Origin of the sequence: Hydrogenophaga sp. (assembly GCF_030373245.1) — a bacterium.
Taxonomy (GTDB): Bacteria; Pseudomonadota; Gammaproteobacteria; order Burkholderiales; family Burkholderiaceae_C; genus Hydrogenophaga.
Map to the genome: position 1 here is coordinate 130,209 of NZ_JAUCZF010000003.1, position 22,363 is coordinate 152,571.

Genomic DNA, 22,363 nt, shown 5'->3' on the forward strand with positions numbered 1-22,363 from the left:
AGCAACGGCGGGCTTCCCCGGCGGCACTACTTGCGACGAACCTCGCGCACGCCCGGCACATCCCCCACCACCGACATCGCTCGCGCCACCTGCCGCGCGTCTGTCACCTCGATGGTGAAAGTCATCCATGCCACACCACGCACAGTCTGGGTCTGCACGCCGATCACGTTCATTTTTTCGCGGGCGAACACGTCGGAGATGTCGCGCAACAAGCCATGGCGATCTTGCGCCTCCACCGCCACATCCACAGGGTAGACCGAAGCCTGACCATCTCCCTGGGCACCACCGGTCCACTGCACTTCGATCAGGCGGTCCGGACTCTTGCGCTGCAGGTGGGCAAAGTCGGGACAATCCACCCGGTGCACGCTCACGCCCTTGCCGCGGGTAATGAATCCACCAATCTCGTCGGGCGGCGCTGGCTTGCAGCACTTGGCCAACTGGGTCATCAGCGAGCCCACCCCGACGACCAGCACTCCGGCGCTGGCAGGGCCACTTCCGCGGCGCGGCTTTTTGAGCCAGGGCACAGCATCGCCGGCTGGCGCGGCGGGCTCCGGGGGTCGCAAGTGGGTCTCAATGGCTCGCAGCGACAGCTCGTCCTTGCCGACCTGCTCAAACAAGGCCTGCGCCGAATCCAGACCCATGCCGGTGGCCAAATCCTCCAGTTTGAGGGCCGTGCGGCCCTCGCGCTGCAACAGCTTCTCTACCGCTTCGCGGCCTCTGGCCACCGTCTCTTCCATGGCCTGCGCGTTGAACCATGCGCGTACCTTGCTCTTTGCGCGGTGGCTGACCAAGTAACCCAGCTCGGCATTGAGCCAGTCGCGGGAGGGCCCGCCCTCTTTGGCCGCGTTGATCTCCACCGTCTGCCCGTTTTGCAGCGGGGTGTTGAGCTGGACCATCACGCCATCGAGCCTGGCCCCGCGGCAGCGGTGGCCCAGGTCGGTGTGCACGCTGTAGGCGAAGTCGACCGCGGTTGCACCTTGCGGCAACTCCACGATGGCGGCATCCGGCGTGAGCACGTAGATGCGATCATCAAAAAGGGCCGCGCCCGAACCGCTGAGGTCGCGCTCCCAGGCCAGCAGCTGCCTCAGCACGGCGATCTTCGCGTCGTAGGCCGAGCTCGCCGAAACACCAGCGTAGCCTTTCGCACCAGCCTCTTTGTAGGCCCAGTGGGCCGCGACGCCGTGCTCGGCATGGTCGTGCATGGCCTGGGTTCGAATCTGAATCTCGAATGCACGCCCCTCTTCGTCGCGCACCACCGTGTGCAGCGACTGGTAGCCGTTGGGTTTGGGCTTGGCGATGTAGTCGTCAAACTCCTGCGCCACGGGAGAAAACTGTGCGTGCACCTGCGCCAGCGCGGCGTAGCAGGCGTCCACATGGGGCACGATCACTCGCAGCGCGCGAATGTCAAAAACCTGGTCGAAGTCAAGCGCTTTGCCTCGCATCTTTTTCACGATGCTGTAGATGTGTTTGGGCCTTCCCTGAACCGCGGCCTCGACGCCCGCCCGCAGCAGATCCCGCTCCAGCGTCTGGCGCACCTGCTCGACATGGGTTTCGCGCTCGACCCGCTTTTCGTCCAGCTGCTTGGCCACCTTTTTGTAAGTGCGCGGCTCCAGGAAACGAAACGCCAGGTCTTCCATTTCCCACTTGATCTGCCAGATGCCGAGCCGGTTGGCCAAGGGTGCGAACACGTGCAAAGCCTCGCTCGCCAAGGCCGGCCCCGGATCGCCTTTGCTGGCCGCATAGAAGCGCAAGGTCTGCAAGCGCGAAGCCAGGCGGAGCATGACCACGCGCAGGTCGCGGGAAAACGCCAGCAGCATCTTGCGCACGTTCTCCGTCTGGCTGGCCGCAAGCTCCGAAACAGGCTGCTTGCTGGGCGAAGGCATGGGCAGAGCCTGCTCCTGGGCTGCCAGGCGTTCAACCTCCTTTTTGGCCAAAACCTCGGCCGCCTTAAGGCGAGCCTGCCGCTGCAGTTGCACCAGCTTGGTCGTCTCGACCGCCAGCGCAGCGAAGTTTTCGCCGAACGCTTTGGCGATTACCTCCTGTGGCCGGTTCAGGTGCTCGCAGGCATACACCAGATAGGCTGCGGCCTGCATCGCCTCGGAGCCGCCAATCTGGCGCAGAATCTCGGCCACCGCGTCGGCATGTTCGAGGATGTTCTCGCCAGTGTCCAGTCGTTCGCTGGCCAGCAGGGGTTCGGCAAAAGCTCGTGCTCGCAAGAGCGCCTGCGCCTGATGAGGCAGGCAGGCCGCCGTGACCGCCATGATGGCCGCTGGCGCATCCGGGGCCGCCGTCAGGGCCATCACAGCCAGGTCTTCAGCCGCTGTCTCCAGGGATGTGGCGGTGGCCACCTTGCGCTTGCTGCCCATGCGGTGCGGTGATTCAGGGGGTCAGGAGAAAATCGCTCACGGCCTGCCGCTGGTCTGCTGCGATCAGCGTGGGCGCGTGGCCGACTCCTTCAAACGACACACAACGCGCCCGCGGACCCCGCTCACCCATGCGGGCGGCGGTGTCCGCCGTGAGCAGGTCGGACTGCGCACCGCGCAGCAGCAAGGTGGGGGCCTGGATACTGTCGTACAGACCCCAGAGAGCCGCCTCGCCCTGCAGCACCGCCTGGCGAGAGGCCTCCACATCGCCCGCCATCATGGCCTTGAACGGCTCGGCAATCGCCGGGTCGTAGTGCAGCCACCAGCGTCCATCCCGCTGCCGCAGCATGGGGCGAGACAAGGCCAGCCATTGCTCAGGCGTGTGCGGTCCGAAGCCGGCTGAGATGGAAGCGAAGTAGTCGGCGGCTTCCTGCTCGCTGCCGAAAGAGGGGTTTTGGCCCAGGTAGGTTCCTATCCGGCTCAGCGCCTCCCACTGCAGCACCGGACCCACATCGTTGAGCACCAGGCGGCGCGGTGAAAGCGCAGGCTGAGAAGCCACCGCCATGCCGATCAGCCCGCCCATGCTGGTGCCCACCCAGTCGATGAAAGCACCCGGCTGGTCAGCGCGAAGGCGGGCCATCAGCGACACGAGATCGGCCGCGTAGGTCGGCACCTGATAGGACAGAGGATTGGCAAGCCAGTCACTGTGGCCGCGACCCGCCACGTCAACGGCGATCACACGGCACCGAGGCACGAGCTGCTGCGCGAGCGCATCAAAGTCGCGGCCCTGACGAGACAGACCGTGCACACAGACCACGATGTGACCCGGCAAGACGCCCTCCTTGGGGCACCAGTCCCAGTAGGCCAGGCGACGCGGCTGACCACCTAGCGCGGCCGGGCCTTCGACGGAGAGGAATTCGAGTGCGGGTTCGATCATGTAGCGGGTATTTTCCAGAAGAACGGGTCCGCGATAATGAATCGCAACCCTTTCGACCAATCGTAATGGAACTGGAGTTTTCCCATGCTTGCCAACAAAACCGCCCTCATCACCGGATCCACCAGCGGCATCGGCCTCGGTATCGCCAAAGCGCTGGCCCGCCAGGGCGCCAATATCTTGCTCAACGGCTTTGGTGACGCCGACGGCCCGCAAGCCGAGATTCGCGCACTGGGCGCGAAGGTGGCTTACCACGGTGCCGACATGAGCAAGCCTTCAGAGATTGAGGCCATGATGAATTTTGCTGCCGACTCGTTCGGTCAGGTCGACATTCTGGTCAACAACGCCGGCATCCAGCATGTGGCCCGCATCGAAGCGTTCCCCATTGACAAGTGGGACGCAATCCTGGCGATCAACCTGAGCAGCGCCTTCCATGCAACGCGGTTGGCGCTGCCAGCGATGCGCAAGGCCAACTGGGGTCGCATCATCAACGTGGCTTCGGTGCACGGCCTGGTGGCTTCCGCCGAGAAGTCGGCCTATGTGGCGGCCAAGCACGGTGTGGTGGGCCTGACCAAGGTGACCGCGCTGGAAAACGCCACGACCGGCGTGACCTGCAACGCAATTTGCCCGGGCTGGGTACTGACTCCACTGGTGCAAAAGCAGGTGGATGCCAAAGCCTCGGCGAACGGTGTTTCCAATGAAGAGGCCAAGAAGCTGTTGCTGGGCGAAAAAGAGCCGTCCATGCAGTTCACCACTCCAGAAGAGCTGGGTGAACTGGCGGTATTTTTCTGCTCACCGGCTGGCGCCAATGTGCGTGGTGTGGCCTGGAACATGGACGGCGGCTGGGTTGCACAATAGACGCCAGGAGCCGCGCGGCGCACGCAAAAAAAAGGCCCGCACAGCGGGCCTTTTTTTTGACTGGTCAATTTCAGCGCAGCTGGATGCTGCCCGAGACGGTGACGTTGACCATGCTCTTGCCTGCCTCGACTGGCACTGGCGCGTCGCTCATGGCCGCCTTGGCCTCCATCGCCATCACCCGAGGTCGCGCCGCGATATCCCCACCCGAGTCGGCCGAGCTGATCCCGATCTCGCGCAAGGTGTAACCGCTGAATCCAAAGCCTTTGGCCACTTCGGCAGCGCGTGCCTTGAAGCGCTCAATGGCCTGGGCCTGCACCTCGGACTCCAGCTGCTGACGCGCCTCTCGCGAGAGGCTGAACGACACGCCGCCCATGGTGAGCGACGTGATCTTCCCCGCGGTGCTGCTGATGCGGGCGAAATCTCGACCTTCCAGCACCAGCTCGGTCGAACCTTGCCAGCCGTTGATCTTGCCGTTGCTCCCGTAGCGGGGGTACAGGCTGAACTGCCCGGTGCGCACCTCCAGCAAACCCGGCTTGGCCTGCGCGCGCGCCACGACAAGCGCGGATTCGATCGCCACTTTGAGCTGGTTTTGCACCGTACTGGCGTCTGTGCCCGATTCAGTCGTGGTCAGGCGCATAGTCAGCCAGTCCTGCGTGACTTCCTTGAAGCCACTGGCATCGATCTGCACCACGTTGGCGAGAGCGGGCGTCGCCATGGCCTGGGCGTTTGTCAGGCCGTGCCACGCGAAACCCACCGTGCAGATCGCCAGCAGCGCGATCTGCTGCCGGGCTCGTCCAGCCGCGGCGCTCATGGCTTGTCTTTGGGTTGACCAGCGTCTGCGTGGCTGCGCAGCTGCTCCCGCAATCGGTACCGCTCTTCAGACGAGAGACGAAATGGCTTTCCGTTCAGGTCTTGCTGCTGCTCGTCATAGGGGTGGCGCAGCGTATCGCGCAGCCGGGCGGGAGCCGGAGGTTCTCCCTCCTGCACGGAAACCGGCATGACCACCAGCGGGGCCGACGCGCCATTGGTCAGCACGCGAACGCCACCGGGCTCCGCCATCGCAGAACCCAGACAAACCGCGACAAAAAAACCTACCCAGTACGTTTTCATTGGCTTTGATTGATGCACCATGCCGACATTGTGCGAGCGCGATGGTGATTGGCCATGGCGGGCCGGGCGCAACATCTGTAACACCTTGTCAAAAACCCGAAAAACGTGGTGTGACAAGCACTTGGCACTGCCACAATGGCCCTTGTTACATTTACAAGAAGTTGCTGCCATGCCACAAACCAACGCGCGCCCCAACAAAGTCCTGGTCGTCGATGACGATGTCCGCATCCGGGATCTGTTGCGGCGCTACCTGATGCAGGAAGGCTTCGAAGTCATGCTGGCCGAAGACGGCAAGGCCCTGAACCGAGTCTTGCAGCGCGACTCCGTCGACCTGATCGTGCTCGATCTGATGATGCCCGGCGAAGACGGTCTGTCAATTTGCCGCCGTCTGCGCGCCAACGGCGACCGCACCCCCATCATCATGTTGACAGCCAAGAGCGAGGATGTGGACCGAATTGTCGGGCTGGAGGTCGGGGCCGATGATTACCTGGGCAAGCCGTTCAATCCGCGCGAGCTGCTGGCGCGCATTCACGCGGTGCTGCGCCGCCGACCGCCCACTGAGGTGCCCGGTGCGCCGTCGCAGGATCAGGAGGTGGTCAAGTTCGGCCCGTTTGAGTTCGATCTGAGCCTGCGGACCCTGCGCAAAGAGGGCGCTGATCTGCCGCTGACCACCGGCGAATTCGCCATGCTCAAGGCCCTGGTGCGCCACCCACGCCAGCCGCTTTCGCGCGAGAAGCTGGCCCAGCTGGCACGTGGTCGCGAATTTGAACCGTTTGACCGCAGTCTCGATGTGCAGGTCTCGCGCCTGCGCAAGCTGATTGAGGAAGACGCGGCGTCGCCTCGCTACCTGCAGACTGTCTGGGGAGTCGGCTATGTGTTTGTGCCCGATGGAAGCAGCTGATGTCCAGCCTGGAGTCGCGCGTCCCGTTTGAGACCCAGCCAGCCGATCTGGAAACGGCGCCTGCGCCACTGGAGATGCGGCCAGGGCGTGGGGTGAGCCTGTTTTGGCGCACATTTTTTTTCCTCTCGGTGCTGTTGGTCGGCTGCATCATCGCCTGGCTGCAGACGTTCCGGGCGCTGGAATACGAGCCGCGCGCCTTGCAGAGTGCGCAGCAGCTGGCCTCACTGGTCAACCTCAGCCGGGCCGCGCTGGTTCACTCGGACTCGATCGCGCGCGTCTCACTCATCAAGACCCTGGCCGACGAAGAGGGTTTGCGCATCGCCCCGCGCGAGCCCGCCGACACCTTCCGGCTTTACAACCTTGACTCCCTCAGCCGCAATGTGAGTGAGCGATTGAACGCACGGCTCGGTCCCGACACGGTGGTAGCCCGAGAGGTCAATGGCACGGCGGGCCTGTGGATCGGCTTCTCCATCGATGGCGACCCCTACTGGCTGCTCACCGACCCTTCGCGCATCGGGCCGGTCGCGGGCACCACCTGGCTGATCTGGCTCGGCACCGCGGCCCTGCTCTCGCTCACCGGCGCTGCCGTGATCGCGCGGCTGATCAACCACCCGCTCAAGAAACTGTCGTTTGCGGCGAGTCGGGTGCGCGAAGGCGATTTTGATTCCAGCCAGCTCAACGAAGCGGTGGCCACCAGCGAGATACGCGAGGTGAACATCGGCTTCAACCGCATGGCGCAGCGCCTGTCCAAGATCGAGCAGGACCGCGCCCTGATGCTGGCCGGCATCTCGCACGACCTTCGCACACCGCTCTCGCGGCTGCGGCTGGAAACCGAGATGAGCGTGAGCGACGAGCAGGCACGCGAACACATGGCAGCCGACATCGAACAGGTCAATGCCATCATCGACAAGTTCCTCGACTACGCCCGACCCGACAACATTCAGCTCGATCGCATCAACCTCAACCAGATCATCGACTCTGCCACCTTCGCGCTCGGCTCGGACCCATCGGTGCAGATCACGGCCAGCATCCCGCCCGACACCATGGTCATGGGCGATGCGGTGGAACTGCAGCGGGTCTTCTCCAACCTGCTGGAGAACGCTCAGCGCTACGGCCGGGACGCGGTGACGGGCACCGTCAAGATCGACATTGCGGCACGAGAGAAAGACGACTCGGTACTGATCAAATTGCGAGACCACGGCCAGGGGGTGAGCCCCGGCATGTTGCCCCAGTTGACGCAGCCCTTTTTCCGAGGGGATGAATCGCGCAGCTCGGCCACGGGCACTGGGCTGGGCCTGGCCATTGTCGAGCGCGCCGTCACGCGCATGGGAGGGCGGTTTGCCATGGCCAACAGCAGCACCGGTGGGCTGTCGGCCCACATCAAGCTCAACAAGGCGCCGGCCGCGGGCAAGGCATCGGCCGCCAAAGCGCAGGCTCAAACCAAGTCGGCTGCGTCCGTCGCGCCCGCAGACGCGCTTGCCAGCAGCACCACGGCGCGCGCCTCGATAGAAAGCTCCTGACCCACGGGGCCGAGCCGTTCGGCCGTCTTAGCTTTCACGTTCACCTGTGCAGGATCCACACCCAGCGACTGCGCCACACGAGCCACCATGGCCCCGATGTGGGGTGCGAGTTTGGGGGCCTGGGCGATCACCGTGCTGTCGATGTTCACGATTTCAAAGCCGGCGCCACGCACGCGCTGGACCGCTTCGGCCAGCAAGGCGCTGGAGTCGGCGCCACGAAACCGGGCATCGGTGTCGGGGAAATGACGCCCGATGTCACCCAGCCCGGCTGCACCCAGCAAAGCATCGGTGATTGCATGCAACAGCACATCGGCATCGGAGTGACCGAGCAGCCCCAGCCGATGTGGAATGGTCACCCCGCCAATGATGAGCGCTCTGCCAGGCACCAGTGCATGCACATCCCACCCTTCACCTATGCGCAGGGCAAACAAAGGGGAAGTCATGCGCGGCTCCTGAGGATGATTTCGGCCAGGCCAAAGTCTTCCGGGTAGGTGACCTTGAAGTTCTGTGCGCTGCCGGGCACCAGGCGCGGCGAGTGGCCAGCCAGCTCCATGGCGCTGGACTCGTCGGTCACGCCAGCAAACTGGCTGCCGGCCTGAGCTTGCAGCGCAGCCAACAGAGCGCCCAGACGAAACATCTGAGGCGTCTGCGCAAGCCACTTGTCTTCCCGGTCCAGCGTTGCCGCCACCCGACCTGCAACCTCGACCTTGAGCGTATCGGGCAGCTTGAGCGCCAGCAGTCCCCCGATGGGGTCGTGCTCCCCGGCGTCGATCAGCATCTCGATCTGCTGCGGTGTGATCAGGCAACGCGCCGCATCGTGCACCAGCACCCAGTCCATGTCGGCTGCGCCGCCTTCACGCAATGCTTTCAAGCCGTTGTACACCGTCTCCGCCCGGCTGCTGCCACCGCACCGGGCGAGGTGCACGCCCGGAAGATCCAGAGTGAGGAATCGATCTGCCGGCGCCACCACGATCCAGACCTGCCGCACCCGCGACACCGCCTGGAACGCCGCAAGCGTGTGCAGCACCATAGGCGTGCCTGCAAGCAGCTGGTACTGCTTCGGGGTAGCGCTTCCCGAGCGCGCGCCCTGCCCCGCACAAGGCATGAGCACATAAAAGCAGGGGGCGTCGGGTGGGGTCAACTGAGCTTGGGTCGGGTTCGGTGAGAACCTGCATTCTAAAATCAACGCATTCACCCCCCGGCGCACCAGCCGGGGGGTGTTCGTCATGGCCTCCTGCGTCATGCGCTCACCGCGACACCATGGACCTCCCGAAACTCTCCCCCGGCAAACGTTTCACCCTGCCCCGCCCCGCTGGCGCGGCCGATGCCCTGTTGCTCGCCCAGCTTGCGCAGCGCGACAAGGCCCAAGGCCGATTGACCGCCATCGTCACCGCCGACGCCAACGACGCGCAGCGCCTGATCGACGAAATCGCCTTCTTCGCGCCCGACATCCGCTGCGCCCTCTTTCCCGACTGGGAAACCCTGCCCTACGACAGCTTCTCACCCCACCAGGACCTGATCTCCGAGCGCCTGGCCACGCTCTGGCGCATTCATACGCGAGGCCAGGCGCAACATGCCGCAGGCAGTGCCGACGTGGTGCTGGTGCCAGCCACCACCGCTTTGTACCGACTCGCGCCGCCGGCCTTCCTGGCTGGCTACACCTTTCACTTCAAGGTCAAGCAACAGCTCGACGAAGCCCAGCTCAAGGCCCAGCTCACGCTCGCGGGCTACCAGCATGTGACGCAGGTGGTGAGCCCCGGCGAGTACGCGGTACGCGGCGGCCTGATCGACCTTTTCCCCATGGGTTCGCTGGTGCCCTACCGCGTGGATCTGTTTGACGACGAAATCGACACCATCCGCACATTCGATCCCGACACCCAGCGCAGCCTCTACCCGGTGCCTGAGGTGCGGCTGCTGCCCGGCCGCGAGTTTCCGATGGACGATGCGGCGCGGGCCAGATTCCGCAGCCGCTGGCGCGAGCTGCTGGAAGGCGACCCGACCAAAAGCCGCATCTACAAGGACATCGGCAACGGCGTAGCCACCGCGGGCATCGAGTACTACCTGCCGCTGTTCTTCGAAGAAACCGCCACCGTATTCGACTACCTGGGCGACGCGACCACCATCGTGCTGCATGGCGATCTGGAGCCCGCTTTCCAGCGTTTCTGGCAAGACACCCAAGACCGCTACCGCCTGGTACGCACCGACCCGGACCGCCCGGCCTTGCCACCCGATTCGCTGTTTCTCAAGCCCGAACAGTTCTACACCGAGGCCAACTCATACGCACAGCTCGCGATCAGGAGCCATGTCCCCACGCTCCACGAGGGGGCATCCACCAACCTGGTGCGGCCCAGCGCTGGTTCAGCGCTGGAAGACGTAGCCGACAACGCCTTTGCGCAAAAGCTGGGCGACCTCTCGGTGGTGCGCGGCGCCGAAGACCCGCTGGCACGCCTGCAGGCCCACATCCGCAACACGCCGCACCGCGTGCTGGTGCTGGCGGAGAGCGATGGCCGACGCGAAAGCCTGCTCGATTTTCTGCGCGCCAGCGGCCTGCACCCGCCAGCGTTCGACACACTGGCCGAGTTCCAGGCCAGCGACGAGCGCGTGGGCATCGCCACCGCTGCGCTCACAGTGGGCTTTTCCTCGATTGAAGACGGCATCGACTTCGTCACCGAAACCGAGCTGTTTGCCGCTGGCCCCACCACGCGCAAACGCCGCAAGCAGGAACAGGTCAGCGATGTTGACGCGCTCATCAAAGACCTCTCGGAGCTCAACCTGGGTGACCCGGTGGTGCACAACGCCCACGGCATTGGTCGCTACCGGGGTCTGATCAACATGGACATGGGCGACAAGAACCCCGATGGCACGCCTGCCCTCATGGAGTTCCTGCACCTGGAATACGCCGACAAGGCGGTGCTTTACGTGCCGGTCAGTCAGCTGCAGCTGATCGGCCGCTACACCGGCGTGAGCGCCGACGAGGCGCCGTTGCACAAGCTGGGCAGCGGCCAGTGGGAGAAGGCCAAGCGCAAGGCCGCCGAGCAGGTGCGCGACGCGGCGGCAGAGCTGCTCAACATCTACGCCCGCCGCGCTGCGCGCCAGGGCCACGCATTTCGCTACTCGGCGCAGGACTACGAAGTGTTCGCCAACGACTTTGGCTTTGAGGAGACCGCCGACCAGCGCGCCGCCATCCACGCCGTCATTCAAGACATGATCAGCCCTCGCCCCATGGATCGGCTGGTCTGCGGCGACGTGGGTTTCGGCAAAACAGAAGTTGCCTTGCGCGCTGCCTTCGTGGCGGTCACCGGCGGGCGCCAGGTGGCCTTGCTCGCGCCCACCACGCTGCTGGCCGAGCAACATTTCCAGACGCTGGTTGATCGCTTCGGCAAATGGCCGATCAAGATCGCCGAGATGAGCCGATTCCGCTCGCAGAAAGAGATCACGGCCGCGCTCAAAGGCGTGGCTGACGGCTCGGTCGACATTGTGGTCGGCACGCACAAATTGCTGAGCGAGAAGACGGCGTTCAAGGATCTTGGCCTGCTCATCATCGACGAAGAACACCGTTTCGGCGTGCGCCACAAAGAACAGATGAAACAGCTGCGCGCCGAGGTCGACGTGCTCACGCTCACCGCCACGCCCATCCCGCGCACGCTGGGCATGGCGCTGGAGGGACTGCGGGATCTGAGCGTGATCGCTACCGCGCCACAGCGCCGCCTGGCCATCAAGACCTTTGTGCGCAGCGAGAGCAACGGCGTGATCCGCGAGGCTGTGTTGCGCGAGCTCAAGCGCGGCGGCCAGGTCTACTTCCTGCACAACGAGGTCGAGACCATTGAAAACCGCCGGCAGAAGCTGGAGGAAATCCTGCCCGAAGCGCGCATTGCCATTGCCCACGGCCAGATGCCCGAGCGCGAGCTGGAGCGCGTGATGCGAGATTTTGTGGCGCAGCGCTACAACCTGCTGCTGTGCTCCACCATCATCGAAACCGGGATCGATGTGCCCACGGCCAATACCATCGTGATGGCGCGGGCCGATAAGTTTGGTCTGGCGCAGCTGCACCAGTTGCGCGGACGCGTGGGTCGCAGCCACCACCAGGCCTACGCCTATCTCATGGTTCCCGACATCGAGGGCCTGACCAAGCAGGCTGCGCAGCGACTCGACGCCATCCAGCAAATGGAAGAGCTGGGCTCGGGTTTTTACCTCGCCATGCACGACCTGGAAATCCGCGGTGCTGGCGAGGTGCTGGGCGAGAACCAGAGCGGCAACATGCTGGAAGTAGGCTTCCAGCTCTACAACGAGATGCTGAGCGAAGCGGTGCGCTCCCTGAAGGCCGGACGCGAGCCGGATCTGCTCTCGCCGCTGTCGGTCACCACCGACATCAACCTGCACGCGCCAGCCCTACTGCCCACCGACTACTGTGGTGACGTGCACCTGCGACTGTCCTTCTACAAAAAGCTCGCCACGGCCAAAACCACGGATCAGGTCGACGCACTCCTGGAAGAAATCGTCGACCGCTTCGGCAAGCTACCGGTGCAGGCCCAGACGCTGGTGGATGTGCACCGGCTGCGCGTGCTGAGCGCCCCGTTCGGCGTGATCAAGGTCGACGCCACGCCTGGCGTGACCCTCATCACCTTCAAGCCCAACCCGCCGATCGAACCGATGAAAATCATCCAGCTGATCCAGAAGAACAAACACATCAAACTGGCCGGCAATGAGAAGCTGCGCATCGAGCGCGAGCTGCCGGATGTGAAAGACAGGGTGCAGATGGTGCGCGACGTGCTGCGCTCGCTCGGCCAGCCCATCGCCATCCCCGAACCCGCTTGAAACCAAGATGACCACTGCCACCGAATTCGCTCCTGGCCTGACCGTGCAAGGCTTCAACCCGCCTCTGTTCTTGAAGGACTTCAAGCTCATCGCCTTCGACATGGATTCCACCCTGATCAACATCGAATGCGTGGACGAAATCGCCGACGCCGCCGGGCGCAAGCCTGAGGTCGCAGCGATCACCGAGGCGGCCATGCGAGGCGAGATCACGGATTACAAAGAGAGCTTGCGCCAGCGCGTGGCGCTGCTGCGCGGCGTGACGGTGGCGCACATGGAACAGGTGCTGGCCGAGCGCCTGCAGCTCAACCCGGGCGCCGAGGCGCTGGTGAAGGCCTGCAAGGCGGCTGGGCTCAAGGTGCTGCTGGTCTCGGGCGGTTTCACCTACTTCACCGATCGCGTGCGCGACCGCCTGGGCATCGACTTCACCCGATCCAACATCCTGGAAGTCGAAAGCGGCCCGAACTGCGGCCAGCTCACGGGCCGCATGGTGGACCAGTCCTGGGGCGATATATGCGACGGTGCGGAAAAGCGCCGCACGCTGCTGGAGGTGGCCTCGCTGCTGGGCATCGCGCCGGCACAGTGCATCGCCATGGGTGACGGCGCCAACGACCTGCCCATGATGGCCGCCGCGGGGTTGTCGGTGGCCTACCACGCGAAGCCCAAGGTGCGCGAGCAGGCGATGGTGGCGATCAACGAAGGCGGGCTGGACCGCCTGCTTGAAGTGCTGCGCTGACCCCGCTGGCCTGCATGGCTGATACGCCCTCTTCCCCGATACCCAGCTGGCCGAAAAAGTTGCGGTCCCACCTGGGCACCGCCGGGCTGGTGCTGCTGGTGTTTTTCGGGGTGCAAGCCTGGCAGACGCGCAACGTGCCCACCGGCTCCCTGCCCGATGCCCGCTTCACCCTGATCCAGACCGACGGCCAGCGCCGCACCACGACCCTGGCGGAGTGGCGTGCACAACACCCTGGCCAGGCGGTGGCCTTGCATGTGTGGGCCGAGTGGTGCCCGATTTGTCGCACCGAAGAAGGCACCGTCACGTCGCTCTCGAAAGACCACCCCGTGCTGAGCATTGCCATGCAGTCGGGCCAGCCCGATGCGGTGGCGCGAGTGCTGGCGCGTCGGCAGCTGCCCTGGGCCACCGCCGTCGATCCGCGTGGCGAGATCGCGAGCGCGCTGGGCTTTCGGGCAGTGCCCGCCTTCGTGGTGGTGGATGCCGACGGGCAGCTGCGCACACCCACCGTGGGCTACACCACCGAAGTCGGCATGCGCGTGAGGCTGTGGTGGGCACAGACCTTCTGATCAGCCGCCAGCGCGCTTCACCTGGTGCCCCTGCGCCTGCAGCGCTGCCATCACCCGGTCCACGTGATCACCCTGGATTTCGATCACCCCGTCTTTCACCGTTCCGCCGCTGCCGCACAGCGCCTTGAGCGATTTGCCCAGGGCCAGCAGACCGGCTGCATCCAGCGCCACTCCCCTGACCACGGTCACCGCCTTGCCACCGCGCCCCTGCGTTTCCCGCGATACCCGTACCCGGCCATCGCCCACGGGCGCTGCGCGAGCCTGCGATTTGCATTGGCATGAGGCCTGCGGCTGGCGGCAGAGCGGACACATGCGGCCGGCCTCCGTGGAGTAGACCAGCCCGCCCATTTTTCGGTCCGAGTTCGCTCGTTGATTCATGGCCAGCATGGTAGCGCGGCCCATCCGCACAGGGCCGTTAAACTGGCTGCCTCACACCACCATGCCTTTCACCGCCCTCGGCCTCGCGCCTACCCTCGCCCAGGCCGCCGCCCAGCTCGGCTGGACCACCCCCACCGCCATCCAGTCGGCCGCGCTGCCAGCGGTGCTGTCGGGCGCGGATCTGCTCGCCACCGCACCCACCGGCTCAGGCAAGACCGCAGCGTTTGTGCTGCCCTTGCTGCAGCTTTGGCAGAGCCGGCCAAATACACAGACACAGCGCAATCGCGCCACCACCCTCTTGCTGCTGGTGCCCACGCGCGAACTGGCCGCCCAGCTGGTGGATGTGATCCTGCAGCTGACACCAAGCCTGACGTCGCACCCCAAGGTCGTCACCGCCGTTGGCGGTGTGTCGATCAACCCCCAGATGATGGCCTTGCGCGGCGGCGCCGATGTGGTGGTCGCCACGCCCGGTCGGCTGCTTGATCTGGTCGAGCACAACGCCCTCTCGATCGCATCGGTGCAATACCTCGTGCTCGACGAAGCAGACCGACTGCTCGAACTGGGCTTTGCTGGTGAGCTGGACCGGGTGCTGGCCTTGTTGCCCAGGCGACGGCAAACCCTGCTGTTCTCGGCCACTTTCCCGGCCGCTGTCGAACAGCTCGCCAGCCGCTGGTTGATCGACCCGCAACGCATTGTGATCGGCGGTGACACCCTCGCACCCGCCAGCATCGAGCAGCGCGTGATTTTGGTGGATGAATCCCGGCGCACTCAGCTGCTGCGCCAGCTCATTCGCGACCATGGCTGGGAACGGGTGCTGGTGTTTGTGGCCAGCCAGTACGCCGCTGACCACCTGGCGCGCAAGCTGCACCAGGGCGAGCTGTACGCCACCTCGTTCCACGGCGGCCTGAGTCAGGGGGCGCGCCGCCAGACCCTGAGCGAGTTCAAGCAACAGCGCTGGGATGTTCTGGTGACCACCGACCTGGCCGCGCGCGGCCTGGATGTGGAGCAGCTGCCGGTGGTGGTCAACTTCGACCTGCCGCGCTCGGCCACTGACCACACCCACCGCATTGGCCGCACCGGACGCGCCGGCGCGCCAGGCCTGGCCATCAGCCTGGTCAGCCCGCAAACCGAAGCGCATTGGCGGCTGATCGCCAGGCGGCAAGATCTGACCAGCCTGCCGCTCGAAATCCTGCCTGGTTTCGAACCCACCGAGTCGCCGTCGACCAGCATCCAGGACCCGAACGGCACTGGTGGCATCAAGGGCAAGCGACCGAGCAAAAAAGACAAGCTGCGCGCAGCCGCCGCGCTGGCTGATCGCCCTGCGCCTGACGCCTGAACCCTCAAGCCATCGCCTCTACCCAGGCTTCTCCACCGTGCCCCTACCCAGTCCCGCTCCTCGCAACCCCATGCACACCCGCCGCACGTCGTTTCGCGGATTTGCACGCGACGATGGCTGCTGGGACATTGAGGGTGAACTCATCGACACCAAACCGCACGCCTTCGAAATCGAAGGCGAAGGTCGCTGGGAACCCGAGCAGGCCATCCACCACATGCACGTGCGCCTCACACTCGATGAGGCCATGGTGATTCGCGACGTGGCGGTGGCGATGGACAGTTTTCCCCACACCCCTTGCCCGCAAGCACAGGCCCCGATGCAACGGCTGATTGGCGAGAGCCTGGGGCGCGGCTGGCGCCAGACCGTGATGCGCCATCTGGCCGGCGTTCAGGGCTGCACCCACCTGCGTGAGCTGCTGTTCGCCATGGCCACCGCCGCTTTTCAAAGTCGCTCGTCCTCGTTCGCCCCACCACAGGACGGCAGCCCACCCATGCATCTGGGCCAATGCCTGGCCTGGGACTTCGACGGCCCGGTGGTCGAGCGCGTGTACCCGATGTTTTTCCGCTGGCAGCCGGCGGCTCGCAAAACGCCGACAGCCTGAGACAAACAGCAGCCCCCACCACCAACACGCTGTGGCGGGGAAGGCGTGGCCAAGGGCCGATCGGTTCCAGCCAGCCGTCAAGCCGGCTTGATCGCCACTTTCAAAACGCCGTCGCGCTGGTTGGAGAACAGCTCGTAAGCCTCCACGATGTTGTCCAGCGGGTAGTGGTGCGTGACCATCACGCCCAGGTCGATGCGGCCAGAAGCCACCACATTCATCAGGCGGCGCATGCGTTCCTTGCCACCGGGGCACAGTGCGCTGACGATCTTGTGATCACCCAGCCCAGCGGCGAACGCCGACAGCGGAATGGTCAGATCCTCTGAGTACACGCCCAGGCTGGACAGCGTGCCACCGGGCTTGAGCACCCGGAGCGAGGACTCAAACGTGCTTTGCAGGCCCAGCGCTTCAATGGACGAATCGGCGCCCCGGCCTCCGGTGAGCCTCATGATTTCGTCCACCACGTCGCAGCTCTTGTAGTTGAGCGTGATGTCGGCACCCATCTTCTTTGAAATGCCCAGCCGGTGGTCGTTGCCATCTACGGCGATGATGGTAGAAGCGCCGAGCAGGCGTGCGCCCGCCGTGGCGCACAGGCCAATCGGGCCTTGCGCAAACACCACCACCGTGTCGCCGATACGGATGTTGGCGCTCTCGGCGCCCTTGAAGCCGGTGGACATGATGTCGGGGCACATCAGCACCTGTTCGTCGGTCAAATCATCTGGAATCGGGGCGAGGTTGGCCTGCGCGTCGGGCACCAGCACGTACTCCGCCTGCGTGCCGTCGATCAGGTTGCCAAAGCGCCAGCCCGCGGTGGCCTTGTAGCCATGACAGCCACAAAGACCCTGTGGCACCAGGTAGCTGCCGTCCTGCGAGGCAACGCCGTCCTGCGCCGCATACGAATTGAAGTTGGGGCAGATAGCGCCAGCAATCACCCGCTGACCCTCGGTGTACCCCACCACGGCGCTGCCCAGTTTTTCGATCACACCCACCGGCTCGTGCCCCACGGTCAAGCCCTTGGCCACTGGGTATTCGCCTTTGAGGATGTGCACATCGGTGCCGCAGATCGTGGTGGTGGTGATTCGCACCAAGGCGTCATTGGGGCCGACGTCGGGCACGGGCTTGTCGGCCAGTTCGATCCGACCAGGTTCCACAAAAATAGCGGCCTTCATCATCTTGGACACAGCGTTCTCCTTGTCATCAGTTCGATCACAAACATCAGTTTGAGCTCAATGAAAGTCCCCCGCCTTGACTTGAATCAGTGAACCGAACGAGGCAGCCTTTCACCGTCTTTGCCCCCTCATATGGGAAAAGGCAGCGTGCGCGTTCCTGGACACCTTGTTTTCCCTGCCCTCGCCCACAGGGCGACATTTGGGGTGCAAGTTGCGGGTGTTGTGGAGCGGGATCAGCACACCTCTGGCGGTGCGCGTCACGCCGCCCCTGCGACACACCGCTGCTGGTGGTCAGAAGGATCGGCTCGAACCAGGCGAAGAGCGTGAGATGCAGGAGCTAGGAGCCTGGAGTGTCAACCTAGAAAACAGGCGTTGGGATGTGAAGCAGGATGGCATTCACCCCTTGTTTCTCTGCCAGAAACGACGAAAGGCACCAAAAGGTGCCTTAGGTCAACGATTTATCTGAGTAAATCCTGGTGGGCGGTGCAGGGTTCGAACCTGCGACCCCTGCCGTGTGAAGGCAGTGCTCTACCACTGAGCTAACCGCCCGATTGATCTGGTCCGATCGATCGGAAGCCTCAAATTATAGCCTTGTTTTTGGCGCATCCCGGCAGACACGCCATCGGCTCAGCTGGGTTGGAGCTCGCGCCAGATGGTGCGTCCCTTGCAGGCGTTGTCGATCTCGGTGAGCACGCTTTCATGGGCCTGCGTTTCGTGCTCGTTGGCGAACAGCACCGGCAGGTCGAAACGGCTCAGGTCGACCTGGAGCACCTCGCCACCTTCGCTGGTGGCGTCGCCCAACTCCATGAGCAGCGCATCCTGGCCGCGGGTCATGTTGATGTAGACGTCGGCCAGCAGCTCGGCATCGAGCAAGGCACCGTGCAGCGTTCGCCCGGAGTTGTCCACGCCCAGCCGGTCGCACAGGGCATCGAGGCCGTTGCGCTTGCCCGGGAACATTTCCTTGGCCATGACCAGGCTGTCGGTCACGCCATTCAGCAGGGATTGGATGGGGCCGAGGCCCAGTCGCTCCAGCTCCTTGTTCAGGAAGCTGATGTCGAACGGCGCGTTGTGGATGATGACTTCGGCGCCTTGCAGGTAGTCAAGCAACTCTTGGGCAATCTGGCCAAACTTGGGCTTGTCGCGCAGGAAGTCGTTGCTGATGCCGTGCACCTTGAGCGCGTCTTCGTGGCTCTCGCGCTCCGGGTTGACGTAGAAGTGCAGGTTATTGCCGGTGAGCTTGCGCTGCAACAGCTCCACACAACCGATCTCGATGATCCGGTCGCCGTTCTCGGCGGAGAGGCCAGTGGTTTCGGTGTCGAGAAAAACCTGGCGCATCAATGGTTCTCTTTGGCGTGGTTGATCGAGTATTTGGGGATCTCGATGGTCACATTGTCCTGGGCCAGTATGGCCTGGCAGGACAGGCGCGAATTGGGCTCAAGGCCCCAGGCGCGATCCAGCAGATCTTCTTCGTTTTCATCAAGTTCGTTGAGGCTGTTGAAGCCCTCGCGCACGATCACGTGGCAGGTGGTGCAGGCGCAGACCATGTCGCAGGCGTGTTCGATCTCGACGCCATTGTCCAGCAGTGCTTCGCAGATTGAGGTGCCGGCGGGTGCGTTGACCTCTTTTCCCTGAGGACAGTACTCAGGATGGGGCAGGATTTTGATGATGGGCATGGGGGCAGTCTGGATGGGCCGGCGACAGGGAGCAGCACCGGGAAAAAAGAGGTCACACCTCTTCGAGCTTTTTGCCCGATAGGGCTTGTCGGATGCCCGCGTTCATGCGCAACGCGGCAAAGGCTTCGGTGCCCTTGGCCAACGCGTCGGTGGCAGCTTCGATGGCAGCGGCGTCATCGCCTGGCACGGTCTGCGCGAGCGCTTCGATGATCGCTTCGATGGCGGCGCGCTCGGCATCTGACAGCAGGGCGCCATCGGCCTTCAGCGCACTGCGGGTGGCCACGATCATGCGGTCGGCATCCACCCGGGCTTCCACCAGGGCGCGAGCCGCCATGTCCTGCTGCGCGGTGGCGAAGCTGTCTTTCAGCATGGAGGCAATCTGATCGTCTGACAGACCATAGGCCGGCTTGACGTCCACCCGCGCCTCCACGCCACTGCCCTGCTCTTTCGCGCTGACCGACAGCAGGCCGTCGGCGTCGACCGTGAAGGTCACGCGGATGCGCGCCGCGCCTGCCGCCATGGGAGGGATACCACGCAACTCGAAGCGCGCGAGACTGCGGCAGTCGGCCACCAGATCGCGCTCGCCCTGCACCACGTGCAGCGCCAGCGCGGTCTGGCCGTCCTGGTAGGTGGTGAAGTCCTGTGCGAGTGCGGTCGGGATGGTGCTGTTGCGCGGCACGATGCGCTCCACCAGGCCGCCCATGGTCTCGATGCCAAGCGAGAGCGGAATCACGTCGAGCAGCAGCAGTTCATCGCCGTCGCGGCTGTTGCCCGCAAGCGCGTTGGCCTGGATGGCCGCACCGAGCGCCACCACCTCGTCAGGGTTCAGGTTGATCAAAGGCTCTTGGCCGAAAAACGCGCCGACGGTGCGCCGGATCACCGGCATGCGGGTGGAGCCGCCGACCATCACCACGCCTTGAACCTCATGCTTCGCCACGCCGGCGTCGCGCAAGACCTTGCGCACGGCGTTCATGGTGCGGGCGGTCAGCGCTGCCGTGCAGGTCTCAAAGTCGGCGGTGCTCAGGGTGTGCTGAAAGCGCTTGCCCGCGACCGTCGCACCGAATATCACTTCATTGCCTTCGCCAGACAGCGCTTCCTTGCAGCGCCGAGCCTCGGCGTTGAGCGCCGCGCGCTCGCCGGGCGAAAGCGCAAGGTCAACGCCTTTCGTCTGCAACACCCAGGCCACCAGGGCCTGGTCGTAGTCATCACCTCCAAGGGCCGAATTACCACCGGTGGCCATGACTTCGAACACGCCCTTGGTCAGGCGCAGGATGGAGATGTCGAACGTGCCGCCGCCCAGATCGTAGATGGCGTAGATGCCTTCGGAACCATTGTCCAGGCCGTAGGCGATGGCGGCAGCGGTGGGCTCGTTGATGAGCCGCAGCACGTTGATGCCAGCGAGCTGAGCGGCATCTTTGGTGGCCTGGCGCTGGGCGTCGTCGAAATAGGCGGGGACGGTGATCACTGCGCCATAAAGCTCATCGTCGAAGCTGTCCTCGGCGCGAAAACGCAGCGTGGCCAAAATCTCTGCGCTCACCTCCATCGGCGTCTTGCGTCCGGCCACGGTCTCGATGACTGCCATGCCATGCTCGTCCGCCACGGTGTAGGCGAGCTTGTCCGCATCGGCCACCTGGGCCAGCGAGCGGCCCATCAGGCGCTTCACCGAGCTCACGGTGTTGGCAGGGTCCTGCACCTGGGACTCAAGGGCTTCAAAACCGATCTGGCGCCCGGAGCCGCCCTGAGCCGGATCAAGGTAGCGCACCACGCTGGGCAGGATGGCGCGCCCATCGGCTGCCGTCAGGCACTCGGCCACGCCGTGGCGCACGGCGGCCACCAGGGAGTGGGTGGTGCCCAGGTCGATGCCCACGGCCACACGCCGCTGGTGGGGGTCCAGGGACTGACCGGGTTCGGAAATCTGCAGAAGCGCCATGGGTTCGTTCTTGTCTCGGTTGGCCTCTATTGTTCCAGCTGATCGAGTCGTGCTTCGACATCGCGCGCAAAGCGCTCAACGAACATAAGGGCTCTGACCTGCTGCGCAAGAGCGACATAGTCGCGTCTATCGTCCGCGGTCGTCCGCAGTTGTTTCAGCAGGTCGCTGCGAGCCGCGGCGACCTCTTCGGCCATGCGCTCCAGGTCGGCAGCAGATTGCGCCTCGTCCAGCTCTTCGCGCCACTGCATCTGCTGCATCAGAAACGTCGCTGGCATGGCGGTGTTGTTTTCCGCATCGATGCGTGCGCCGTTCAACTCGCACAAATAGGCCGCGCGCTTGAGCGGATCTTTCAAGCGCTGGTAGGCCTCGTTGATGCGCACCGACCACTGCATGGCCTGGCGCTGCGCCAACGCATTGGCGGTGGCGAAGCGGTCGGGGTGAGCCTCTCGCTGCAAAGTCTTCCAGCGCGTGTCGAGCGCGGCGCGGTCCAGCTCGAAGCTGGGCAGCAGCTCGAAGATTTCAAAATCGGAGGATTGCAGACTCAGAGTCATCGATCAACAGAGGGGCTCAAAAACAAAAAACCGCCAGGGCAAATGAGCGCTGGCGGCCTGCGCAACAACGGCGGACCGTCAAATGCGAAAGCTCTCACCACAACCGCAGCGGTCGCGTTCGTTGGGGTTGTTGAAGCGAAAACCTTCGTTCAGGCCTTCGCGCACAAAGTCGAGCTGGGTGCCATCGATATAGGCCAGACTCTTGGGATCAACCAAAACCTTGACGCCATTGTCCTCGAACACCACGTCCTCCGGCGCAATCTCATCCGCGTACTCCAGCTTGTAGGCAAGGCCCGAACAACCGGTGGTCTTCACGCCCAGACGCACGCCCACGCCCTTGCCCCGCTTGGTGATGTAGCGGGTAACGTGGCGGGCTGCAGCTTCGGAAATCGAGATGGACATGTTGGTCTGTGATGGCGCGATGGCTTTGCCGGGGGATAGCAGTGTCCTGAGTCAAGACAGGCAGGACCGGCCCTGATTGGCTGCCGGAGCCGCCCCCTGGTCGGGGAGCAACGCCGGGCAGCGCGAGGGGAGTCAGTGCTGGTGCTTCTTGCGGTAGTCGTCTACCGCAGCCTTGATGGCGTCCTCGGCCAGGATGGAGCAATGAATTTTCACCGGCGGCAAGGCCAGCTCTTCGGCGATCTGGCTGTTCTTCAGCGCTGCAGCCTGATCCAGCGTCTTGCCCTTGACCCATTCGGTCACCAGCGAGCTCGACGCAATGGCCGAGCCGCAGCCGTAGGTCTTGAAACGCGCGTCTTCGATCACGCCCGACTGAGGGTTGACCTTGATCTGCAGCTTCATCACGTCGCCGCAGGCGGGCGCGCCCACCATACCGGTACCGACGGACTCGTCGCCTTTGTCAAACGAGCCGACGTTGCGGGGGTTTTCGTAGTGGTCTACAACTTTTTCAGAATAAGCCATGGTGTTT

22 protein-coding genes and 1 tRNA gene are annotated in these 22,363 nt (G+C 64.3%); 8 read left to right on the forward strand and 15 right to left on the reverse strand.

The genetic code is table 11. From position 1 onward, the window contains the following. Positions 1 to 26 precede the first annotated feature (26 nt). Both QUV25_RS08665 and QUV25_RS08670 read right to left on the reverse strand, forming a co-directional pair. The gene (locus tag QUV25_RS08665; protein WP_300863566.1) at positions 27 to 2,261 is read right to left on the reverse strand and encodes a bifunctional (p)ppGpp synthetase/guanosine-3',5'-bis(diphosphate) 3'-pyrophosphohydrolase; all 2,235 of its coding nucleotides are present in this window, start codon (positions 2,259 to 2,261) and stop codon (positions 27 to 29) included. Between the two features lie 118 nt (positions 2,262 to 2,379). After that, positions 2,380 to 3,300 (reverse strand): alpha/beta hydrolase, encoded by a 921-nt coding sequence (locus QUV25_RS08670; protein ID WP_300863214.1) that lies wholly within the window; start codon positions 3,298 to 3,300, stop codon positions 2,380 to 2,382. Positions 3,301 to 3,384: 84 nt separating this feature from the next. Here QUV25_RS08670 and QUV25_RS08675 point away from each other — a divergent pair, with 84 nt between their 5' ends. After that, positions 3,385 to 4,155 carry a 3-hydroxybutyrate dehydrogenase gene (locus QUV25_RS08675; protein WP_300863215.1) on the forward strand — a complete coding sequence of 257 codons (771 nt, stop codon included), beginning with the start codon at positions 3,385 to 3,387 and terminating at the stop codon, positions 4,153 to 4,155. A gap of 70 nt (positions 4,156 to 4,225) precedes the next feature. Here the strand turns inward: QUV25_RS08675 and QUV25_RS08680 are convergent, their stop codons facing one another. Together QUV25_RS08680 and QUV25_RS08685 are read right to left on the reverse strand one after the other, a co-directional pair. Further along, complete coding sequence (locus QUV25_RS08680; protein WP_300863217.1) at positions 4,226 to 4,966, reverse strand: SIMPL domain-containing protein; 741 nt, start codon at positions 4,964 to 4,966, stop codon at positions 4,226 to 4,228. After that, entirely contained in the window at positions 4,963 to 5,340 is a 378-nt protein-coding gene (locus QUV25_RS08685; protein ID WP_300863218.1) for a hypothetical protein, read from the reverse strand. Before QUV25_RS08685 ends, QUV25_RS08680 begins: the two co-directional genes overlap by 4 nt. Before the next feature lie 94 nt (positions 5,341 to 5,434). On the opposite strand from QUV25_RS08685, the gene ompR reads away from it, so the two are divergent. Continuing rightward, positions 5,435 to 6,166 (forward strand): two-component system response regulator OmpR, encoded by a 732-nt coding sequence (gene ompR, locus QUV25_RS08690; RefSeq protein ID WP_300863219.1) that lies wholly within the window; start codon positions 5,435 to 5,437, stop codon positions 6,164 to 6,166. Positions 6,167 to 6,240: 74 nt separating this feature from the next. After that, positions 6,241 to 7,686: a sensor histidine kinase gene (locus tag QUV25_RS08695; protein ID WP_300863567.1), complete on the forward strand. Its 1,446-nt coding sequence runs from the start codon at positions 6,241 to 6,243 to the stop codon at positions 7,684 to 7,686. Here the strand turns inward: QUV25_RS08695 and ispF are convergent. Both ispF and ispD read right to left on the reverse strand, forming a co-directional pair. Beyond that, positions 7,602 to 8,129 (reverse strand): 2-C-methyl-D-erythritol 2,4-cyclodiphosphate synthase, encoded by a 528-nt coding sequence (gene ispF, locus QUV25_RS08700; protein WP_300863221.1) that lies wholly within the window; start codon positions 8,127 to 8,129, stop codon positions 7,602 to 7,604. The two genes, QUV25_RS08695 and ispF, sit on opposite strands and share 85 nt — an antisense overlap. Beyond that, entirely contained in the window at positions 8,126 to 8,791 is a 666-nt protein-coding gene (gene ispD, locus QUV25_RS08705; RefSeq protein WP_300863568.1) for a 2-C-methyl-D-erythritol 4-phosphate cytidylyltransferase, read from the reverse strand. The genes ispF and ispD overlap by 4 nt, the downstream gene beginning before the upstream one ends. A gap of 155 nt (positions 8,792 to 8,946) precedes the next feature. On the opposite strand from ispD, the gene mfd reads away from it, so the two are divergent. The 3 genes from mfd to QUV25_RS08720 are packed head-to-tail and all read left to right on the forward strand — an operon-like array spanning position 8,947 to position 13,800. Then, positions 8,947 to 12,501, forward strand: coding sequence for a transcription-repair coupling factor (gene mfd / locus QUV25_RS08710; RefSeq protein WP_300863223.1), 3,555 nt, complete (start codon positions 8,947 to 8,949; stop codon positions 12,499 to 12,501). 7 nt (positions 12,502 to 12,508) lie between these two features. Then, positions 12,509 to 13,234 (forward strand): phosphoserine phosphatase SerB, encoded by a 726-nt coding sequence (serB, locus tag QUV25_RS08715; protein WP_300863224.1) that lies wholly within the window; start codon positions 12,509 to 12,511, stop codon positions 13,232 to 13,234. Between the two features lie 14 nt (positions 13,235 to 13,248). Beyond that, positions 13,249 to 13,800, forward strand: a complete 552-nt coding sequence (locus QUV25_RS08720) for a redoxin family protein (RefSeq protein WP_300863225.1) — start codon at positions 13,249 to 13,251, stop codon at positions 13,798 to 13,800. Here QUV25_RS08720 and QUV25_RS08725 read toward each other — a convergent pair whose 3' ends face one another. Further along, positions 13,801 to 14,178: a translation initiation factor Sui1 gene (locus QUV25_RS08725; RefSeq protein WP_300863226.1), complete on the reverse strand. Its 378-nt coding sequence runs from the start codon at positions 14,176 to 14,178 to the stop codon at positions 13,801 to 13,803. A 61-nt stretch (positions 14,179 to 14,239) separates the two neighbouring features. Between QUV25_RS08725 and QUV25_RS08730 the strand changes: the two genes are divergently transcribed. Together QUV25_RS08730 and QUV25_RS08735 are read left to right on the forward strand one after the other, a co-directional pair. Continuing rightward, complete coding sequence (locus QUV25_RS08730; RefSeq protein ID WP_300863227.1) at positions 14,240 to 15,514, forward strand: DEAD/DEAH box helicase; 1,275 nt, start codon at positions 14,240 to 14,242, stop codon at positions 15,512 to 15,514. A gap of 70 nt (positions 15,515 to 15,584) precedes the next feature. Next, entirely contained in the window at positions 15,585 to 16,115 is a 531-nt protein-coding gene (locus QUV25_RS08735) for a DUF2889 domain-containing protein (protein WP_300863228.1), read from the forward strand. Positions 16,116 to 16,192: 77 nt separating this feature from the next. Here the strand turns inward: QUV25_RS08735 and QUV25_RS08740 are convergent, their stop codons facing one another. The 8 genes from QUV25_RS08740 to iscU form a co-directional block, all read right to left on the reverse strand. Next, complete coding sequence (locus tag QUV25_RS08740; protein WP_300863229.1) at positions 16,193 to 17,293, reverse strand: NAD(P)-dependent alcohol dehydrogenase; 1,101 nt, start codon at positions 17,291 to 17,293, stop codon at positions 16,193 to 16,195. Positions 17,294 to 17,755: 462 nt separating this feature from the next. Then, a tRNA-Val gene (locus tag QUV25_RS08745) sits at positions 17,756 to 17,830 on the reverse strand. A 78-nt stretch (positions 17,831 to 17,908) separates the two neighbouring features. After that, positions 17,909 to 18,616: a DNA polymerase III subunit epsilon gene (gene dnaQ / locus QUV25_RS08750; protein ID WP_300863230.1), complete on the reverse strand. Its 708-nt coding sequence runs from the start codon at positions 18,614 to 18,616 to the stop codon at positions 17,909 to 17,911. Then, positions 18,616 to 18,954, reverse strand: coding sequence for an ISC system 2Fe-2S type ferredoxin (gene fdx / locus QUV25_RS08755; protein WP_300863231.1), 339 nt, complete (start codon positions 18,952 to 18,954; stop codon positions 18,616 to 18,618). The genes dnaQ and fdx overlap by 1 nt, the downstream gene beginning before the upstream one ends. A gap of 52 nt (positions 18,955 to 19,006) precedes the next feature. After that, positions 19,007 to 20,884, reverse strand: a complete 1,878-nt coding sequence (hscA, locus tag QUV25_RS08760; protein WP_300863232.1) for a Fe-S protein assembly chaperone HscA — start codon at positions 20,882 to 20,884, stop codon at positions 19,007 to 19,009. Between the two features lie 26 nt (positions 20,885 to 20,910). Then, on the reverse strand, positions 20,911 to 21,429 hold the full coding sequence (gene hscB, locus QUV25_RS08765; RefSeq protein ID WP_300863569.1) for a Fe-S protein assembly co-chaperone HscB: 519 nt from the start codon (positions 21,427 to 21,429) through the stop codon (positions 20,911 to 20,913). Between the two features lie 84 nt (positions 21,430 to 21,513). Next, entirely contained in the window at positions 21,514 to 21,837 is a 324-nt protein-coding gene (iscA, locus tag QUV25_RS08770; protein WP_066090558.1) for an iron-sulfur cluster assembly protein IscA, read from the reverse strand. 132 nt (positions 21,838 to 21,969) lie between these two features. After that, positions 21,970 to 22,356, reverse strand: a complete 387-nt coding sequence (iscU, locus tag QUV25_RS08775) for a Fe-S cluster assembly scaffold IscU (RefSeq protein ID WP_300863233.1) — start codon at positions 22,354 to 22,356, stop codon at positions 21,970 to 21,972. Positions 22,357 to 22,363 lie beyond the last annotated feature (7 nt).

What these genes read in the sequence shown, in the direction of transcription:
- hscA (WP_300863232.1), bottom strand. Translation starts at nt 20,884, where the DNA reads ATGGCGCTTCTGCAGATTTCCGAACCCGGTCAGTCCCTGGACCCCCAC.
- QUV25_RS08675 (WP_300863215.1), top strand. Translation starts at nt 3,385, where the DNA reads ATGCTTGCCAACAAAACCGCCCTCATCACCGGATCCACCAGCGGCATC.
- QUV25_RS08720 (WP_300863225.1), top strand. Translation starts at nt 13,249, where the DNA reads ATGGCTGATACGCCCTCTTCCCCGATACCCAGCTGGCCGAAAAAGTTG.
- dnaQ (WP_300863230.1), bottom strand. Translation starts at nt 18,616, where the DNA reads ATGCGCCAGGTTTTTCTCGACACCGAAACCACTGGCCTCTCCGCCGAG.
- QUV25_RS08670 (WP_300863214.1), bottom strand. Translation starts at nt 3,300, where the DNA reads ATGATCGAACCCGCACTCGAATTCCTCTCCGTCGAAGGCCCGGCCGCG.
- QUV25_RS08685 (WP_300863218.1), bottom strand. Translation starts at nt 5,340, where the DNA reads ATGTTGCGCCCGGCCCGCCATGGCCAATCACCATCGCGCTCGCACAAT.
- iscA (WP_066090558.1), bottom strand. Translation starts at nt 21,837, where the DNA reads ATGTCCATCTCGATTTCCGAAGCTGCAGCCCGCCACGTTACCCGCTAC.
- iscU (WP_300863233.1), bottom strand. Translation starts at nt 22,356, where the DNA reads ATGGCTTATTCTGAAAAAGTTGTAGACCACTACGAAAACCCCCGCAAC.
- ispF (WP_300863221.1), bottom strand. Translation starts at nt 8,129, where the DNA reads ATGACTTCCCCTTTGTTTGCCCTGCGCATAGGTGAAGGGTGGGATGTG.
- mfd (WP_300863223.1), top strand. Translation starts at nt 8,947, where the DNA reads ATGGACCTCCCGAAACTCTCCCCCGGCAAACGTTTCACCCTGCCCCGC.
- ispD (WP_300863568.1), bottom strand. Translation starts at nt 8,791, where the DNA reads ATGCCTTGTGCGGGGCAGGGCGCGCGCTCGGGAAGCGCTACCCCGAAG.
- QUV25_RS08695 (WP_300863567.1), top strand. Translation starts at nt 6,241, where the DNA reads ATGCGGCCAGGGCGTGGGGTGAGCCTGTTTTGGCGCACATTTTTTTTC.
- fdx (WP_300863231.1), bottom strand. Translation starts at nt 18,954, where the DNA reads ATGCCCATCATCAAAATCCTGCCCCATCCTGAGTACTGTCCTCAGGGA.
- QUV25_RS08680 (WP_300863217.1), bottom strand. Translation starts at nt 4,966, where the DNA reads ATGAGCGCCGCGGCTGGACGAGCCCGGCAGCAGATCGCGCTGCTGGCG.
- QUV25_RS08735 (WP_300863228.1), top strand. Translation starts at nt 15,585, where the DNA reads ATGCACACCCGCCGCACGTCGTTTCGCGGATTTGCACGCGACGATGGC.
- ompR (WP_300863219.1), top strand. Translation starts at nt 5,435, where the DNA reads ATGCCACAAACCAACGCGCGCCCCAACAAAGTCCTGGTCGTCGATGAC.
- QUV25_RS08725 (WP_300863226.1), bottom strand. Translation starts at nt 14,178, where the DNA reads ATGAATCAACGAGCGAACTCGGACCGAAAAATGGGCGGGCTGGTCTAC.
- QUV25_RS08665 (WP_300863566.1), bottom strand. Translation starts at nt 2,261, where the DNA reads ATGGCGGTCACGGCGGCCTGCCTGCCTCATCAGGCGCAGGCGCTCTTG.
- serB (WP_300863224.1), top strand. Translation starts at nt 12,509, where the DNA reads ATGACCACTGCCACCGAATTCGCTCCTGGCCTGACCGTGCAAGGCTTC.
- QUV25_RS08730 (WP_300863227.1), top strand. Translation starts at nt 14,240, where the DNA reads ATGCCTTTCACCGCCCTCGGCCTCGCGCCTACCCTCGCCCAGGCCGCC.